A 16,159-nucleotide genomic window follows, 5' to 3' on the forward strand; every position below is an offset into this window, starting at 1 on the left:
TTTGACCATCGCGGATGCGTGCTCGATCACGACCGTGTCGCTGCTACCGTGCCGACGTGGGTCTGAACGAGTTCTTCGAGGGGTTGAGCGCCGTAGCGACAGCGGGCGCGCTGGTCGCAGCTGTCTACGCGGGTCTGCAGGCGCGACGCCTCTACCGGATCGAGTCGGATCGGGACGAGGAGGCGCGCGCGGCGGCACGGGCATCGCAAGCGACGAAGGTCAGTGCGTGGGCAGCGACGCGAATCCGGACCGGTGGCCGGGTGCTGTTCGGCGTCGTCGTCCGTAACTCATCGGATGACCCGGTCTACGACGTGCAGGTCACGTGCCACGGTTTCTCGTCTCCACGCGTCGCCACCTTGCAGTGCGTACCGCCGGGCGAGTACTTCGTCGCGAACACGGTGGACGAGGGCTCCTCCGCGGAGTGGGATTACCCGAAACCTGTTCGAGAGGTGGTGGGCGACCCGCTGCGGCCCTTCACCATCTCGGATGCGAAGGGCGTGGACGCAATCACTTTCCGCGACAACACCGGCGCCGGATGGCATCGCGCCGCTCGCGGCGAGCTGACGAAGACTCCTTGAGCATCGCTGGCGGCCACCCCAGAACAGGTGCTCCCGAGTCTGAGTCGCTTCCACGAGGATGGTTCAACACCACTCGTCCCGGGGACGACGAGCGGCACCGAGGACCAGGGACGCCCCGAGGGACACCACCATGACGATCGCCGGTGAATCCGCAGGCACCGAAGCCCGACGCCAACGAGGCCTCGCCGCCGAACACCGCCGCCGCGCCGACGATGCCGAGCAACGAGCCACCCGCTTCGAGATCGCCGAACGCACCGAGAGCGAGACCGCCCGGATCCTCGCCCCGCTGTCCGGCATCGGCCACTACCTCCTCGCTGACCGCCGCTGGCCCGGCAGCCGCACCGCCCAGGTCGACATGGTCGTCGTCGGCCGCTCCGGCGTGTTCATCGTCGACACGAAGGCCTGGCGCGACGTCGCGATCACCGGCGACCGGATCACCCGCGGCCAAGAGGACGTCACCGACGACATCGCCCGCCTCGCCGACCTCGCGTACTCGACCGAAGCGGCACTCACCGACACCGGGCTCGCACCCGGCGAGGTCCACGCGATCGCCGCATTGGCCGGCCAGCGAAGAATGCACGCCCGCGTCGCCTCGGTCGATGTCCTCGGCGTGCACGACGTCATCGGGCACATCACGAAGCGTGGCGCCCGGCTCTCGGCGCAGCGCGTCGACGAGGTGCTCGCCGCCCTCCTCGAGCACTTCCCCGTGATCGGCGCGCCGGACGCCCCGCAGCAGATCGTCGTCCCCGCCCCGGTGCTCCCCCGCGAGCCCGCACCGACGACCGCACCACCGCCTCCGATCGACGACGAACTGCTCGACCAGCTCGTCGACGGCGTCCTCGAGGCCCCGATCGAGGAATGGATGGCCTTCCTCGACCCCGCCCAGGCCAAGCTCGTCCGCCGCAACTTCAACGGCCCGGCACGCATCCGCGGCGCGGCCGGCACCGGTAAGACGGTGGTCGGCCTGCACCGAGCCGCCTACCTCGCCCGCGCCACCGGCGGCCGCGTCCTCTTCACCACCTACATCCGCACCCTCCCCGCCGTCCTGGAGTCGCTCCTCGAACGCCTCGCGCCCGACATGGTCGGCCGCGTCGACTTCGTGAACGTCCACGCCTTCGCGAGCCGCCTCCTGAAGGAACGCGGGATCGCGTTCCGTGTCGACAGCCTGGAGGCGCGGCGTGCGTTCGACGACGCATGGAACGCGACCAGTGCCTCCAGTCCGCTCCGGGCGGCGCGCTTCACGCGCCGCTACTGGGAGGAGGAGATCAGCCACGTCATCAAGGGGCGCGGTCTGACGCGGTTCGAGGAGTACGCGGACCTCGCGCGCGTGGGCCGCAGGCACGCGCTCCCCGTCGAGGTGCGGCAGGCCGTGTGGGACCTGTACGAGGCGTACTCGGCCGGCCTCCGCACGCAGGGCGTGTGCGACTTCGAGGACACGGTGCTGCTCGCCCGCGACGCCGTGCGCGAGGTGCCGCTCGGGCGATACGACGCGGTCATCGTCGACGAAGCGCAAGACCTGTCGTGCGCGATGGTGTCCCTGCTGCATGCCCTCGTCGGCGACCGCGCGGACGGGCTCACCCTCATCGGGGACGGCCAACAGACGATCTACCCCGGCGGGTACACCCTCGGCGAGGTCGGGATCAGCCTCTCCGGGCGCGGTGTCGTGCTCGACGTGAACCACCGCAACACGGCCGAGATCCTCGAATTCGCGAAGCAGATGGTGGCCGAGGACCAGTTCGTCGACATCGAGGGCATCGACGGCGCCGGCGATGCAGTCTCGGCCGTGAGCCGCACGGGCGAGCAGCCGACGATCCACCACTTCGCGAACCGCGCCGACCACGACGCTGCCCTGCTCGCCCGCGTGGAGCAGGTGCTCCGCCTGGTCGGTACCGGGTTCGGCGACGTCGGCATCCTCACCGCGACGAACCCGCAGGCAGACAAGGTCGTCGCGCTGCTCAATGCCGCGGGGGTCCCCTCGGTGTCCCTGAAGAGCTACGCGGGCAAGAGCTCGGACCGGGTGCGGGTCGGGACGATCAAGCGGGCGAAGGGCCTCGAGTTCAAGCAGGTACTCCTCCCCCACGTGCCGGCGAAGCTGCTCGCCGAGGCGCCCGAGACCGAGTCCGTCGCGGTCCGTGAGCGTCGCGAGCTCGACCGCCGCGAGCTCTACGTCGGCATGACGCGGGCACGCGACGGTCTGTGGGTGGGCTCACTCGAACGATGAGCGCCGAACCTCGTCGATCGCCTCGACCACTCGCTGAGCTGTGAGCGACTCGCGGAACGCGACCGTCACCCGTTGACCGTCCTCGGTCGTGATGGCGACTCCGCACGACCCACCCACCGAGTAGAGCCGCCCCGGCCCGCTGTGCAGGCGACCCTTGATGCCGTTCCCCGCCCAGGCGGCGATGGCGTCGACGTTGATCAGCTCGACTCCGGACACCGACTCCGCCCGAATCTGGGTCCGCCAGAACGGCGCCAGCCCGAGGACGACCACTTCGGCGTCGACGGACACGAACGCTGCCGTTCGTTCGACGTTCGTGATCGCCGTCGCAACGCCGACGAACGTCCCCGCCAGCGCGATGATCGACCCGCGATCGAACCCGTTCACCGCGGCCCCCGCGACCACGATCGCGAGGATCGGGGGCGCAGAACGCGATCGCCGCGAACCTGACGCCGCGCGGAGCTCGATCCCGGAACTGCATCATGCTTCCCCTCCATCGCCGTACGTGCTCGGGCAGCGGGCCAGGCATCGGTGAAACTCAAGTATCACGTTCTGCTAGCGTACTCCCATCGGCGATCGGGAAGGGGAAGCGCACGATGTCTCGGGGAACACTGCGGTACGACAGTTCGGAGCTGCAGTCACTGTTGAGCGAGCTGCGGACGGTGCGGAGTGCGCTCGACCGCGCGGACGAGCACTCCAGCACCACTGCCGACGCTGTCGGCCACTCGGGGCTCGCAGATCGCATCCGCTCCTTCTCAACAGGCTGGGACGGCATGCGGGGAGACCTGAGCGACGCGATCGGCGAACTGATGGAGACCGCCGCGAAGGTGGACGAGGCGTTCGACGAAGCGGAACGTGCGCTCGAGACGTCCGTGAGCGGGGACCGGCGATGAGGCGTGTGATCGATGGCGACCCCGCAGCCGTCCGGTCCATGGCTGAACAGTACCGGTTCATCGCGTCGACCATCCAGAGCGCATCGGCACGGCTCGGGCGCCTGGACACGGCGGACACGTCGAGCGATGCGATCGACGCGTTCGTGCAGAAGGCCGTGGACCTCGCCGCCAGACTCCGGAGAACGGAGGGGCGGTACCAGGACACCGGCGACGCGCTCGGCGACTACGCGACGGCGCTGGAGGCAGCGATCGCGGACGCCGAGCGGGCGGCTGCGTCGAACGACGCGGCGGCGCTCGAGTTGGAATCGGCACAGCGGCTCGATCGGCACTACCGGGGTCTCGCCGAACAGGCGTCGAATCCTGACGATGTGCAGCACTTCGCCGATCAGGCAGTGGCGCAGCAGCACCGAGCTCTCGCCTCCCAGGTCGACGTCGCCCGAGCAAACACGGCATTGGACGATGCCCGACGAGCTCGCGATCGTGCGGCCGAGGACGCCATCGGCCGGATCGACGACGCCACCGACGACGGGCTGCACGACAACGCGTGGAACACGTTCCAGCACTGGATGCGCGAGAACGACGGTTGGCTGTCCGAGGTGAGCAAGAACCTCGGGTACATCGGCGCGGGACTCGCAGTGGCGTCGCTACTCTGCCCGCCCCTCGCTGTGGTGAGCGCGATAGCTGTTGGGGCGATGGCACTCGGGGCGCTCATCGACACGGCACGGGCTGCGGCGGGGACCGGTTCGTGGACCGACGCAGTGCTCTCGATCGCTGGCTGCTTCACGTTCGGCGTCGGCACGGCTGCAGTGAAGGCGATGTCCACCGAGGCAAAGGCCGTTCGGTCGGCGCGCGGTCTGCGACTGGCTGCGAGCAGCAGCCGTCCGCGGTCGATGGTGGCTTCGACAGAGCGGACGTTCGCGCGATCGCGGCCGAAGTTCGGCGACCGTGCACTCGTCCGGGCGTTCGGCGATCGTGACATAGCCCACGTCCTGAACTACATCGGCCGATCCGTTCCCGGCCAGGTCGTCGGTGACGCTGTTCGACTCAACCAGCTGATGAGCAGAGCGCGCTCGTGGCGACGCTTCGAGTTCGGCTTCGGGCTCACGAAGACCGGCGCTGGCACCTTCGACCTCACCAGCTTCGTCGATGTGCGGCGCAGCCCGACCCTGGGGACGGCATGGTGAGGACCGAGTACACGGTGCCCGGCTGGGAGAAGATGTGGCACCCCTTGAGCATCCTGTTCCGCGTGTCCATGGGGCTCCCGTCGTGGGCTGTGCTCGCGACCGGGATGTACCTGCTCTCGGTCCTGCCCGACGGGATCCATCCGGATGATCAGTGGGAGCAGCATCCCGGATGGCCCGATCCAGTACCGCCAGCGTGGCCGTACTGGATCGCGATCGGCATGGCCATCGGTGGGTTCATCGGTTCGTTCACCTGGAACGGTCGGAGCATCCTCCGCGACCCGCAGGTCGTCGGAGGAGCCTTCTTCGTCAACGCGTTCTTGATCGCCGTCTTCGCGACGAAGTTCCCCGGGGTAGAAGCCTGGCCGCACTCGCTCGTCTGGGCCGCCCCCGTGTTCGCCCTCATGTCCGCTGCCGGCTTCTTCACGAGCATGCGCGAAAGCCGGCGCGCGGCCGAGGCCGAGGCGGCCGCCGCTGCCGAGGTGGAGGGAGGCAGCGCATGACCACCGCACCAGAGCGCTACAGCATCGCAGTGCCCGCCGGATGGGTCCACATCGCGGGCCGGATCGACCCTGCGGAAGCAGCACGACGAGCAGTTGCCGACGCTCTCGAAGCCGGCGCATCAACGGGCGGCTGGACGACCGAACTCGGATCCCAGCTGCAGGTTGCCCTCGACGCGGACACCTTCGGCCTCGTCCTCGACTCGTACGTCCCCGCCGGCGGCATACTAGGCACGCAGTTGTCGTGCAGCGTCGTCGTCGCCGCCGTCGAGGTGGATGCAGCACCGAGCGAAGACCTCGACGAGTTGCTCCTCGCGCAGCTCACGGCGCACCGTGGGCAGCTGCTCGAGATCGCTGGGGCTCCCGCTGTCCGGTGGTGGGAACACGACGCGCCGCCGGCAGAACTGGTGTCGCCCGGCGTGCGAAGCCTCGGCACACGTGTGGTCCTCGCGCGGGTTCCGGAGCGCTCGGACCTCCTCCTCGCGTTGCGACTCACCGTGGCCTCGCCGACGCACGCCCCGCTCGCCGACGACGACATCGCTGGCGAGCAGATGGTCGTCAACGCACTCGGCGTCCTCTTCGACGCCATGTGCGCCTCACTGCAGTGGCGGTCGTCGGCGGGCGAGCACCTCGTCGTCGAACCGGACGGGACGGTGTCGGCGTGAACGGTGACCTGTCCTTCCGGTACGACCCATCTGCCTGGACATTCGTCCCGCGCATCTGGCCGAACGACGAGTTCGGGCGGAGCGCCAGGCGATGGGCGAAGACCGCTGCTCGGGCCATCGGGGAGCGATCCCCGAGTGTGACCAGGGAACAGCGCGCGTGGCTCCGGCCATCGCTCGAGCGCCTCGCCACGATGCCGAACTGCGGGGACGCAGCGCTCTACCTGTACCTCCGCGAGATCGGCGGCCCGTTCCTCACGCTCCAGGTCTTGCCGATCGAGGCGACGACGAGCGCGGACGAAGCGACGGCACAGCTGCTGCGACTCGACGATGGCGCCGCCGACTTGCGCGAGCCGGACGCGGTCCAGCGCCACATGGCGGCGGGCCTCGGCGTCGGGAGCCGGGGTGCCTTCGTTACCGACGACGGCGAGGGCGGCGAACAGGTCGCCCTGCTGTGGGTCTTCCAATCTGGAGGCACGGATGTCCGGATCTCGACCGTCGCGAACCACCCGGAGACCTTCGCCGCCGTCGAACCCGAGATCGACGAGTTCATCGACGGCATCACCGTCGTCAGCTGAGCGTGCCGGCGTGCCGGGGCCACCTGAGACGCTGATCACCACGTCAACACGAACCGCCCCCGCGTCCCACCCGCTTCGAGCCGCTCATGCGCCTCCCCAGCCCGCGAGGCCGGCAGCACCTCCGCCACCCGCGGCGTCACCGTCCCGCTCTCCACCGCGTGCCGCAGTTGCTCGAGCTTGTCGAACGACCGGTACTCCGAGAACACCATGATCTGCTCGAACCGGATGCCCCGAGCCCCGTCACCCTCCCACCCCCGCACGTCGAGGAACACTCCCCCGTCCCGCACGGCATCCACGACCTCAGACCGCTGCACCGCAGCATCGGCGAGCGCATCGACCCCCTCCGGCACGAGCTCGCGCACCGCAGCAGCGAACCCGGCCCCACGCGCCACGACGTGCGACGGCCCGAGCGACCGGACCAGCGCTTCGTCCGCCGGAGCAGCATCCGCGATGACGGTGAGTCCCGCAGCGACGGCGAGCTGCACGACGTAGTTCCCGAGCAACCCGGCGGCTCCTGTCACGGCGAGCGTCTGCCCGGGAGCGAGCCCCGCCCGCGAGAGGATCTGCAACGCCGTCAGCCCGTTCATCGGCACCGTCGATGCGAGCGGAAGAGACGTCCCCCGAGGGATCCGCGTGAACGACCCGACCGGCGCGACCAGTTCCTCGACGTACGCGCCACCGTGGGCACTGAGCGGCAGCGCGATCGCCATGACCTCGTCACCGACCTCCCACCCGGACACGTCGGGCCCGACCTCGTCGATGACCCCGGCGGCGTCCATCCCCGGCACGTACGGCGGCGACGCCTGCGAGCTGTCGCGCTGGCCGGCTCGCACACCGGTGTCGGTGGGGTTCACGGCGAACGCCTGCACCCGGATCCGCACCGACCCGGAACCAGCGTGCGGCTCCGGCACCTCGTGGACGGCGAGGGCCTCCGGCCCTCCGAACTGGTCGACTCCGACGACCTTCACCCGTCCGGTCTACCGGACGGGTCCCAGCCGCACCTAGCGAGCGGGCGGGTGGCGGTGGTCGAGACCCGCCGTCTGTCGGACGGGAGGCGCGGATCACCGCCGACCCGCGCCTCCTGTCGGGTGCCCGGCCGGCTACGCGGCGGGGGCGAGCGCGAGCTGTTCGCGCGCCGCGACGGCGTCGGCGGCCGGGGGCCGGCCGTACGCGTCGCGGTAGTCCCGCGAGAAGTGGGAGGCGCTGCGGTAGCCGACGGCGGCCGCGGCTCGGGCGGCGGTGTCGGCGTGCAGGACCATGCGACGACGCGCTTCCCCGAGTCGGGTGCGCTTGAGGTACTGGGCGGGTGACATGCCCGTGGCCTGCTTGAAGCGGGCGAAGAGGGTGCTCTCGCTGACCCGGAGCTCTCGGGCGAGGCGCTCCATCGTCCACGGTTCGTCCATCCGCCCGGTCAGGAGGGCGGTCGCGTCGGCGACGAGTCCGGCCTCGGCTCCGGTCCGGTCGAGCGCCGCGGTGATGCGGGGTGCCTGCGAGGTCTGCAGCAGGCGGAGGACGATCTCGCGCGAGACGAGGGGGAACAGGACGGGGATGTCCTCCGGGGCGTCGAGCAGTGCGAGCAGGCGGCTGAAGGCGTCGGCGAGCGGGGGCGTCCACGTGCCGAGTCGTGGCAGGTCCGTGCGGCTCGTGCTGGAGCTCGTGCTCGACATCGTCGCCACGACCTCGCCGACGACGACCGAGTCGAGCTTCCAGACTGCTGAGACGAAGCCGTCGGTGCCGGCGGTGTCGATCACCCCGGCGACCACGGGTAGGTCGACCGGCGTGATGATGAACCGCTCGCGCCCCCAGACCTGGTCGTCGTCGCCGACGATCGAGCGCTTCCGTCCACGGAGCACGACGGACAGCGACGGCGCGTACCGCCGGTCGAAGAGCGCGGTCGGCTCGTGGACCCGCGAGACCGTGAGCCCGAGGGCCTCGGCCCGCTGGACCGAGGCGGGACGGGCGACGGTCTCGACGGTGGACGCCCGGTCGAGCACGGCGGCGTGCCGCGAGGCGACCTCCACCGCGCGGTCGAGGTGCTGAGAGATCCGGTCGTCCACAGCACCACGGTACGCAGCTGCACCGACCTCCGGGAGGCCGCACCGGATCCGGCAACGTTCCCGCGGGATCCGGCAAGCCGCGGTGGTCCGTCCGGACCGAGCATCGGAGCATGACGAACACCACCACCGAAGAGCCCACCTCCCGCACCGCACTTGTGACCGGCGCCTCGAGCGGCATCGGCGAGGCGATCGCTCGCGAGCTCGCTGCCGCCGGCATCACCGTCGCGGTCCACGGCCGCGACGAGGAGCGCACGCGTGCCGTCGCCGCGGACATCGAGCGGCTCGGTGGGCGCGCGGTCCCGATCGTGGCCGACCTCTCGGCGAGCGCCGCAGACGTGCGGGCCTTCGCTGCCGCCGCCCGCGATCTGCTCGGCGGCCGTGTCGACATCCTCGTGAACAACGCCGGCGTCTACCCCGGCGGTCCGACGGAGGCACTGCCGGACGACGTCCTAGATGCCCTGCTCGCGACGAACATCCGGGCGCCGCACGTCCTCGTCGGAGCACTCGCACCGGCGATGGCAGCCCGGGGTGGGGGCAACGTCGTGAACATCGGCTCGTGGATGGCGCGCATCGGCGTGCCGTTCATGGCGCTCTACCCGGCGACGAAGGCCGCGGTCGAGCAGCTCACCCGGGCGTGGGCGGCGGAGTACGGGCCGCACGGCGTGCGGGTCGTCACCGTGGCGCCGGGAGCGACGGCGACACCCGGGAACGCAGACTCAGCCGATGTCCTCGCGGCGATGACGCAGGGCACGCCGGCGGGTGTGCCGGTCCAGCCGATCGATATCGCGCGGGCGGTGCGGTGGGCGGTGTCGGACGAGGCGGCGTTCCTGCACGGCGGGACGATCGACGTCGACGGCGGGATCGCGTCCACACGCCTGCGGTGAGGTCGTCGGCTACCGATGGTCGTCGGGGTCGCCCGCAACACAGAGCGAGTCGACGCTGACGTGGGCCCGGACCTTCGTGGCCGCGATCGACGGACGCGGCTTGCCGTCGGCCTGTGCGACGACCGCGGACACCGTGCCTGTCTCAGGGTCCATCTCGGTGCGGGTCATCGACAGCTCGTAGCCCTCGCGCTTCCAGTGCGCTCCGGTCCGCTCGACGAGCGCTTCCGGGTCGGCGGGCCGGGCGACCTCGACGAAGTAGCTGAACTGGACGGCTGTCCGGCCGCCGACTTCGCAGTCGTTCGCCACCGGCTGCGGAACGTCCTGCGGCCAGGTGTCCGGCGCGAGTGCGAGGACCGACCGGAGTTCCGACACCGCCTGTGTCTTCGCCGCGTCGACCGACACAGCGCGGCTTGGCTCGGAGGAGGAGCATGCGCCGAGGGCGGCGACGGCTGTGACAGCGAGGAGCGCGGAAACGCCTCGCGGAAGCGCATGGGAGTGCGCTTGCCTACCCGTCCTCGGTCTTGCCCGAACGGCCTGGGCGGTCCACTGCAACATCGTCACCCGTCACTCGTCGTAGTCGTCGACGGATCCATCGGCGCACGGCGAGGTGATCCGCACGACGATCGACCTTGCGTTCACCTGGTACGCGGCTCCGGCGGCATCGGCCGTCGCCGAGTACAGGATGCCGCCGTCGCCGCCGAAGTGGTTCTTCGACGGGGCGACCGTCAGCCCCTCCGATCTCCACAAGCGCTGGAAAGTCAGCGCCACCGAGCGAGCATCCGTCGCGGTCTTCACCGACACGAAGTAGCCGAAGCCGACGCCGCCCGGGCACTCCTCGGCAGATGGCTCCGGGGTGTCCGGCCACGGAACGTCGACAGCCGCCTCCGTCTTCCGCAGCAGCTCGACTGCTGCGGCCTTGGCTTCGGTCGGTGAGGGCATCGACTGATCCCCTCCACTACACGCAGTCACGCCGAGGACGACGAGCGCTGCCATGACGATGAGGATGCCGGTCTTCCGCTGCGCTGGTTGGCGGTATTCGTCTCGAACTTGACCCGGTCTGACGCTTCGGAACATCGTCTGTCACTCGTCGTCGGGGTCGCCGGCAACGCATGGCGAATTCACGTAGACCAAGGCATTGCTGCTCGTGATCTCCAACGCAGCTCCGGGTTGTCCTTCGGCTTTGGCCGTCGCCGCGTACATATCGCCGTACTTCTCGCCGAAGTCCTGCTGATCCCGCTCGACGTGAAGGCCTCTCGAGCGCCAGTACTCTGCCAGACCGTCGGCCAGCTCGCGCCGCTTCGATGCGATCGGGGCGTCGATCAACACGGCGAACCTGCTTGGGTTCGAGGCGTGACGCAGATTGCTCACGGCAGCGTCACCCGCGCGTCCTGAACGAGTGCTTGCCGAGGCCGAGCCGATCTTGGAGCGCGATGGCCCCACTCAGATATTGCGTGAGCTCGCCCGGGAGCGGCGTTCATTCGTAGTTCGCGATGTCGCCTTCGGCACACGGCGAGTCGACGTACAAGTTGACTCCCACTCGCGAGACCTCGATCGCGCCGGACGGGCCAGTGGCCGCACGCGCTGTCGCGGAGTACACCGTCCCGTACTTGCTGCCGAGGTCTTCCTCCGACGATTTGACCTCGAGACCGCGCCCCTGCCAGTACTCCTCGAATCTCGCGGCGAGCGCTTTCGCATCCTCGGAGTGCTCGACGTGCACGAGGTACTGGAACCGAACACCCTCCCCGCCGTCCGAACAACGCATTGCGACTGGTTGCGGAACGCCTGGCCACGCGAGCTCCTCTTGCTGCATCGTCGCGCGGAGCAGACTCGTCGCCTCCCGCTTCGCATCAGACGGCTTCACAGCGTTCATTTGTCCTCCACATCCGCTCGCAGTGATCGCGATCAATGCGCTTCCCACAACCACCGCGGCAACTCTCTGAGCGAAGCAGATCAAGGCAGCGTCACCTTCGCCGTCTTCGACAGCGTTTTGGTACCGACGTCGAGGTAGCCGTGGTCGTCCGTTCCTGGTCTCGCAGCGAGATCGTGCAGGTTCACCGTTGCCGCTCCGTTCGTCTCAATCACGGTCGCACCGAAGTCGTCCGTCGGGTCCACTCGGCGCGAGATGCTGAACGTCCGACCGAACCAGGCCACGTTCCCTCGCTCATCAGCTTGAGCAGAGTACATGTGCGCTGCATTCGTCGCTGCGGCGTCCGGCACCGTTGTCGGAATGCCAGCCGATCCGAGCGTCACGAGAGAGTGCACGTGGATCTCGGGATGTGCTGCAACAGCGATCGACGCCAACGTCGAGCCGTAGGAGTGAGCAACCACGTTGATCTGCGCTTCCGGCCGCGTGGCTCGCATCCCGAGCAGATCGGCTGAGAGATTGGGTGCTCCTCGTATCGCGTGCCCATCGCCGAGGACACTCAAGTCGCCGGTCTTCGCGTCCGGCGGCGCCTCGTACCCGAGCCATGTCACCATCGCCGTCGGAGATGCTCCGGCGTTCTGCTGGTAGGCCTGGATGTTCGACGCAACCCGCATGTTCTCCGTTGTGGTGGCCAGGGAATTACCCATACCCGGCACCAGGTACGAGACGCTCTCGGCGGTGTCGAGGTCGCCCACGGCGAATGCGCCGAGCGGCGGCTCTCCCAGATGGAAACTCACCATCTGTCTTGGCAGGGGCTGCACCAGGTTGAGCGCCGTTCGCGCACCTGCGTTGAAGTTGCGTAGGGCGTCGTAGAGCTTCTGCGCTTTGTTCAGGGCCACCTGTGTTTGCAGCGCACGCGGTCCGCCCAGTGACCGGTCGCGATCCCGTTTGGCTTGCTGCAGCTTCTCGTAGGCAGTTGCCTCAGCCCGCTGCGCCGCCAACCGGTTCGCCTGGTCCCGCGCCCAGTACGGCACCCCGTTGAGGTTCCCGATGACCGCGGGCAACGCCGTGATCAACGCGTCCTGCGTTGCCGAGTGCGCCCCAGCGGTCCCCCGACCGCCGAGACCGTCCCACCATGCCTTCACGGTCTCGGGCGGCATCCCCGCAAAGCGATCGGCAACCGACTGGTCCTGCGCCGCAAGGACCTCGGGCGGCATCCCGGCGACCGCGGCGAGGAAGTCCGCGTCGCTCATCGCGCCGAGCGAGCCGGCGTACGAGGGCGCAATGCCGAGGACGTCCGTGTCGGACAGCCCCGACGCCGCTGCTCGGTCGGCGGCCGCCCGTTGTTCGACGAGCGCGTCCCACTCCCCCTGCAGCCGCGTGGCGGTGGCCGCGAGGTCGTCAGCATCGGACTGCAGCCGTTGCGCCCGGCGGCCGTCGGCCTCGGTGGCGTCCTTCGCCGACGCCGCCGTCGTCGCGGAGGAGAGCGCGACGACGTTGGCCGCGGTGTCGATCGCGGTCGTCAGCTGCGACGCCCGGATCCGCTCGGCTTCGTCCTGGATCTGCTGCACCGCGTCGGCGTAGGTGTCGAGCACGTCGATCGCGGCGTCGAGTCGACCGATGATCCGCTGCGCGGCGGGCGGGATCGTCCCGACGGTGGCGGCGAAGCGGTCCTTCGACGCACCTGTCCAGTCCGCGGCGTCGTCGGCAGTGCGCGCGACCTTCGTGGCGCCCCGGCGGATGTCGTCCTGGTGGTCGGCGAGTGCGGTCGAGAGCTTCTTGACGGCGCCGGGGTCACCGGCGAAGGGGTCGGCGGTCACTTCGTCGTCTCGGCCTTCCGTGCGAGGTCGAGGTCCGCGTCGGCGACCTGCGACTTCGTGTCGTGCGCGTACTGCGCGAGGGTGCGACTCGTGTCGGCGAGCCAGGCGGCCGACCGCTGCTGCGAAGTACGGAAGGCGGCGAACGCCTGGGTGACGTCGTCGACGCCGAAGGATCCTCCGTCGGTCGGCATCGAGTCCTCCGAGAACGTCGACGTCGCATGGTCGAGCGCGTCGGAGACCTGGTCGAGCGTGCTGTACGAGACCTTGAGAGCAGCCATCGTTCCCCTTCCCCGTCGTCGCGCCCTCCGCGACGACCCCCATCGGCAACATATCACGATCGTTGCTGTGCGCAACCACAGTCCGAGTCCCTGTGGACGACGGACCCGCGTCGTGCCTCCAGGCCGACCGGCGGCGAACGCCGCCCAGCCGCCCCGCCTACTCTCGAACGAATGCCCGCCCCGCACGACCAGCCCGCCGCCAGCAGCGCACGGGCAGCCGACCGCACGACAGCCCCCGACGGCTTCATCCGCGTCCGCGGCGCCCGCGAGCACAACCTCCGCGACGTGGACGTCGACATCCCCCGCGACCGCATCGTCGCCTTCACGGGCATCTCCGGCTCGGGCAAGTCGAGCCTCGCGTTCGGCACCGTCTTCGCCGAGGCCCAGCGCCGCTTCCTCGAGTCCGTCGCCCCGTACGCCCGGCGGCTGATCGCACAGGGCAGCACGCCCCACGTCGACTCGATCACCGGCCTGCCCCCGGCCGTCGCCCTGCAGCAGCGTCGCGGCGCCCCGAGCACCCGCTCGACCGTCGGCACCCTCACCACGCTGAGCAACTCGGTCCGCATGCTCTACTCGCGCGCCGGCACCTACCCCGAAGGCGCGACGCAGCTCTACTCCGACTCGTTCTCGCCGAACACCGTCGCAGGAGCGTGCCCGCGCTGCCACGGCCTCGGCACGGCGCACGAGGTGACGGAGGCCTCGGCGGTCCACGACCCCTCGCTGTCCATCCGGGAGGGCGCGATCACCGCGTGGCCGGGCGCGTGGCAGGGCAAGAACCTCCGCGACGTGACGGCGGTCCTCGGCTACGACATCGACCGGCCGTGGAAGGACCTGCCGAGGGCCGACCGCGATTGGCTGCTCTTCACCGAGGAGCAGCCCGTCGTCGAGGTGCACCCGAAGCGCGACCGCGTCGCGAAGCCGTACAAGGGCCGGTTCTGGAGCGCCCGGCAGTACACGCTGCACACGCTCGCCGATTCGCAGAGCGAGACGCAGCGGAACAAGGCGCTGCGCTTCGTCGAGTCCGGCCCGTGCCAGCTCTGCGGCGGCTCGGGGCTGACGCGTGCAGCGCTCGCGGTGACGTTCGGCGGTCTCAGCATCGCCGAGTTCAACGCCCTGCCCCTGAGCGGCCTCGCGGAGGTCCTCCGTCCCGTCGCCGAGTTGGCGGACCCGACCCCGGCGCAGAGCACGGTGACCTCGGGCGAGCGGTCCGAGGTCGCGCGATCGATAGCGGGAGACCTCAGCGGCCGCATCGACGTCCTCATCGACCTCGGGCTCGGCTACCTCGGGCTGGACCGCGCGACGCCGACGCTTTCCCCCGGCGAGACGCAGCGCCTCCGCATCGCGACGCAGCTCCGCTCAGGGCTGTTCGGCGTGGTCTACGTCCTCGACGAACCGAGCGCGGGCCTGCACCCGGCGGACACGGAGTCGCTCGTGCGGGTCCTCGACGACCTCCGCGTCGGCGGCAACAGCGTCTTCGTGGTCGAGCACGACATGGACATCGTCCGAGGAGCGGACTGGATCGTCGACGTCGGTCCCGGCGCGGGTTCGGGAGGCGGACGGGTGCTCTACAGCGGGCCACCGGAGGGACTCGCGGAGGTCGAGGAGAGCGTCACCCGCCGGTACCTCCGCCCAGGCGGCGAGCGCCTGCAGCGCACGCAGCGCACGCCCGTCGGTACCCTCGAGATCCGCGACGCGACCCTCCACAACCTCGACCACCTCGACCTCGACCTCCCCCTCGGCGTGATGACGGCGGTCACCGGCGTCTCCGGCTCCGGCAAGTCCTCCCTCGTCGGCGGAGTCCTCCCCGCCGTCGCAGCAGAGCACCCGCTCATCACCCGCGTCGTCGAGGTCGACCAGAAGCCGATCGGCCGCACGCCGCGCTCGAACCTCGCGACCTACACGGGCATGTTCGACGCCGTCCGCCAAGCGTTCGCAGCAACGACGGAGGCCAGGGACCGCGGGTGGACCGCCGGGAGGTTCTCCTTCAACGTCGAGGGCGGCCGCTGCGAGGTCTGCCAGGGCGAGGGTTCCGTCTCCGTCGAGCTCCTCTTCCTCCCCGGCAGTTGGGCGCCCTGCCCGGAGTGCCACGGCTCCCGCTACAACGCCGAGACCCTCGAGGTCCGCCGCCACGGTTCGACCATCGCCGACGTCCTCGGCATGACCGTCGACGAGGCTGAGCAGTCCCTCGCCGACCTCCCCGCCGCCGCCCGCGCGCTGGCAGCACTGCGGAGCGTCGGACTCGGCTACCTGCGACTCGGCCAGCCCGCACCGGAACTCTCCGGCGGCGAGGCCCAGCGCATCAAGCTCGCCACCGAGCTGCAGCGTGCCCGCTCGGGCCACACGCTCTACCTCCTCGACGAGCCGTCGACCGGCCTGCACCCCGCGGACGTCGAGCTGCTGACCGCGCAGCTGCACCAGCTCACCGATGCCGGCAACACGGTCGTGGTGGTCGAGCACGTCATGTCGGTCGTCGCGCAGGCGGACCACGTCGTCGACATGGGTCCGGCAGGCGGCGGCGACGGCGGCCGCGTCGTCGCGGCCGGCACGCCGACGCAGGTCGCGGCGTCCCCGCACAGCCGGACCGCGCCCTTCCTGCGGTCCGCCATCGGGTCCTGACCACGGACCGGACGGGAGGCACGGCACCAG

The 16,159-nt window shown here is 70.2% G+C and carries 18 protein-coding genes; 9 read left to right on the top strand and 9 right to left on the bottom strand.

All coding sequences use genetic code 11. The features are described from left to right. The first annotated feature begins 56 nt into the window (after positions 1–56). Positions 57–578, top strand: coding sequence for a hypothetical protein (locus ACSW7Y_RS01655; RefSeq protein ID WP_438124613.1), 522 nt, complete (start codon positions 57–59; stop codon positions 576–578). Positions 579–708: 130 nt separating this feature from the next. After that, the gene (locus ACSW7Y_RS01660; protein WP_438124614.1) at positions 709–2,799 is read left to right on the top strand and encodes a 3'-5' exonuclease; all 2,091 of its coding nucleotides are present in this window, start codon (positions 709–711) and stop codon (positions 2,797–2,799) included. On the opposite strand, the gene ACSW7Y_RS01665 is transcribed toward ACSW7Y_RS01660, so the two are convergent. After that, positions 2,785–3,201 (bottom strand): hypothetical protein, encoded by a 417-nt coding sequence (locus ACSW7Y_RS01665; protein WP_438124615.1) that lies wholly within the window; start codon positions 3,199–3,201, stop codon positions 2,785–2,787. The genes ACSW7Y_RS01660 and ACSW7Y_RS01665 overlap by 15 nt on opposite strands. A gap of 191 nt (positions 3,202–3,392) precedes the next feature. On the opposite strand from ACSW7Y_RS01665, the gene ACSW7Y_RS01670 reads away from it, so the two are divergent. The 5 genes from ACSW7Y_RS01670 to ACSW7Y_RS01690 are packed head-to-tail and all read left to right on the top strand — an operon-like array spanning position 3,393 to position 6,610. Then, positions 3,393–3,689 (top strand): hypothetical protein, encoded by a 297-nt coding sequence (locus ACSW7Y_RS01670; protein WP_438124616.1) that lies wholly within the window; start codon positions 3,393–3,395, stop codon positions 3,687–3,689. After that, positions 3,686–4,873: a putative T7SS-secreted protein gene (locus ACSW7Y_RS01675; RefSeq protein WP_438124617.1), complete on the top strand. Its 1,188-nt coding sequence runs from the start codon at positions 3,686–3,688 to the stop codon at positions 4,871–4,873. Before ACSW7Y_RS01670 ends, ACSW7Y_RS01675 begins: the two co-directional genes overlap by 4 nt. Next, positions 4,867–5,373, top strand: coding sequence for a hypothetical protein (locus ACSW7Y_RS01680; RefSeq protein ID WP_438124618.1), 507 nt, complete (start codon positions 4,867–4,869; stop codon positions 5,371–5,373). Before ACSW7Y_RS01675 ends, ACSW7Y_RS01680 begins: the two co-directional genes overlap by 7 nt. After that, the gene (locus tag ACSW7Y_RS01685; protein ID WP_438124619.1) at positions 5,370–6,035 is read left to right on the top strand and encodes a hypothetical protein; all 666 of its coding nucleotides are present in this window, start codon (positions 5,370–5,372) and stop codon (positions 6,033–6,035) included. The genes ACSW7Y_RS01680 and ACSW7Y_RS01685 overlap by 4 nt, the downstream gene beginning before the upstream one ends. Further along, on the top strand, positions 6,032–6,610 hold the full coding sequence (locus ACSW7Y_RS01690; RefSeq protein WP_438124620.1) for a hypothetical protein: 579 nt from the start codon (positions 6,032–6,034) through the stop codon (positions 6,608–6,610). Before ACSW7Y_RS01685 ends, ACSW7Y_RS01690 begins: the two co-directional genes overlap by 4 nt. 35 nt (positions 6,611–6,645) lie before the next feature. Here the strand turns inward: ACSW7Y_RS01690 and ACSW7Y_RS01695 are convergent, their stop codons facing one another. Together ACSW7Y_RS01695 and ACSW7Y_RS01700 are read right to left on the bottom strand one after the other, a co-directional pair. Next, positions 6,646–7,578 carry an NADP-dependent oxidoreductase gene (locus ACSW7Y_RS01695; protein ID WP_438124621.1) on the bottom strand — a complete coding sequence of 311 codons (933 nt, stop codon included), beginning with the start codon at positions 7,576–7,578 and terminating at the stop codon, positions 6,646–6,648. A gap of 132 nt (positions 7,579–7,710) precedes the next feature. After that, complete coding sequence (locus ACSW7Y_RS01700; protein ID WP_438124622.1) at positions 7,711–8,667, bottom strand: AraC family transcriptional regulator; 957 nt, start codon at positions 8,665–8,667, stop codon at positions 7,711–7,713. A gap of 110 nt (positions 8,668–8,777) precedes the next feature. Between ACSW7Y_RS01700 and ACSW7Y_RS01705 the strand changes: the two genes are divergently transcribed. After that, positions 8,778–9,551, top strand: a complete 774-nt coding sequence (locus ACSW7Y_RS01705; RefSeq protein WP_438124623.1) for an SDR family NAD(P)-dependent oxidoreductase — start codon at positions 8,778–8,780, stop codon at positions 9,549–9,551. 9 nt (positions 9,552–9,560) lie between these two features. On the opposite strand, the gene ACSW7Y_RS01710 is transcribed toward ACSW7Y_RS01705, so the two are convergent. The 6 genes from ACSW7Y_RS01710 to ACSW7Y_RS01735 form a co-directional block, all read right to left on the bottom strand. Then, complete coding sequence (locus ACSW7Y_RS01710) at positions 9,561–9,923, bottom strand: hypothetical protein (RefSeq protein WP_438124624.1); 363 nt, start codon at positions 9,921–9,923, stop codon at positions 9,561–9,563. Positions 9,924–10,115: 192 nt separating this feature from the next. Next, positions 10,116–10,490 (bottom strand): hypothetical protein, encoded by a 375-nt coding sequence (locus ACSW7Y_RS01715; RefSeq protein WP_438124625.1) that lies wholly within the window; start codon positions 10,488–10,490, stop codon positions 10,116–10,118. Between the two features lie 141 nt (positions 10,491–10,631). After that, positions 10,632–10,877, bottom strand: a complete 246-nt coding sequence (locus tag ACSW7Y_RS01720; RefSeq protein ID WP_438124626.1) for a hypothetical protein — start codon at positions 10,875–10,877, stop codon at positions 10,632–10,634. 148 nt (positions 10,878–11,025) lie between these two features. Continuing rightward, complete coding sequence (locus tag ACSW7Y_RS01725) at positions 11,026–11,421, bottom strand: hypothetical protein (RefSeq protein WP_438124627.1); 396 nt, start codon at positions 11,419–11,421, stop codon at positions 11,026–11,028. 80 nt (positions 11,422–11,501) lie between these two features. Next, the gene (locus tag ACSW7Y_RS01730; protein WP_438124628.1) at positions 11,502–13,235 is read right to left on the bottom strand and encodes an alpha/beta hydrolase; all 1,734 of its coding nucleotides are present in this window, start codon (positions 13,233–13,235) and stop codon (positions 11,502–11,504) included. Further along, positions 13,232–13,513, bottom strand: a complete 282-nt coding sequence (locus tag ACSW7Y_RS01735; RefSeq protein ID WP_438124629.1) for a hypothetical protein — start codon at positions 13,511–13,513, stop codon at positions 13,232–13,234. The genes ACSW7Y_RS01730 and ACSW7Y_RS01735 overlap by 4 nt, the downstream gene beginning before the upstream one ends. A 171-nt stretch (positions 13,514–13,684) precedes the next feature. Between ACSW7Y_RS01735 and ACSW7Y_RS01740 the strand changes: the two genes are divergently transcribed. Continuing rightward, complete coding sequence (locus tag ACSW7Y_RS01740; RefSeq protein ID WP_438124630.1) at positions 13,685–16,129, top strand: ATP-binding cassette domain-containing protein; 2,445 nt, start codon at positions 13,685–13,687, stop codon at positions 16,127–16,129. Positions 16,130–16,159 lie beyond the last annotated feature (30 nt).

Source organism: Curtobacterium flaccumfaciens, assembly GCF_051548005.1.
Classification (GTDB): Bacteria; Actinomycetota; Actinomycetes; order Actinomycetales; family Microbacteriaceae; genus Curtobacterium.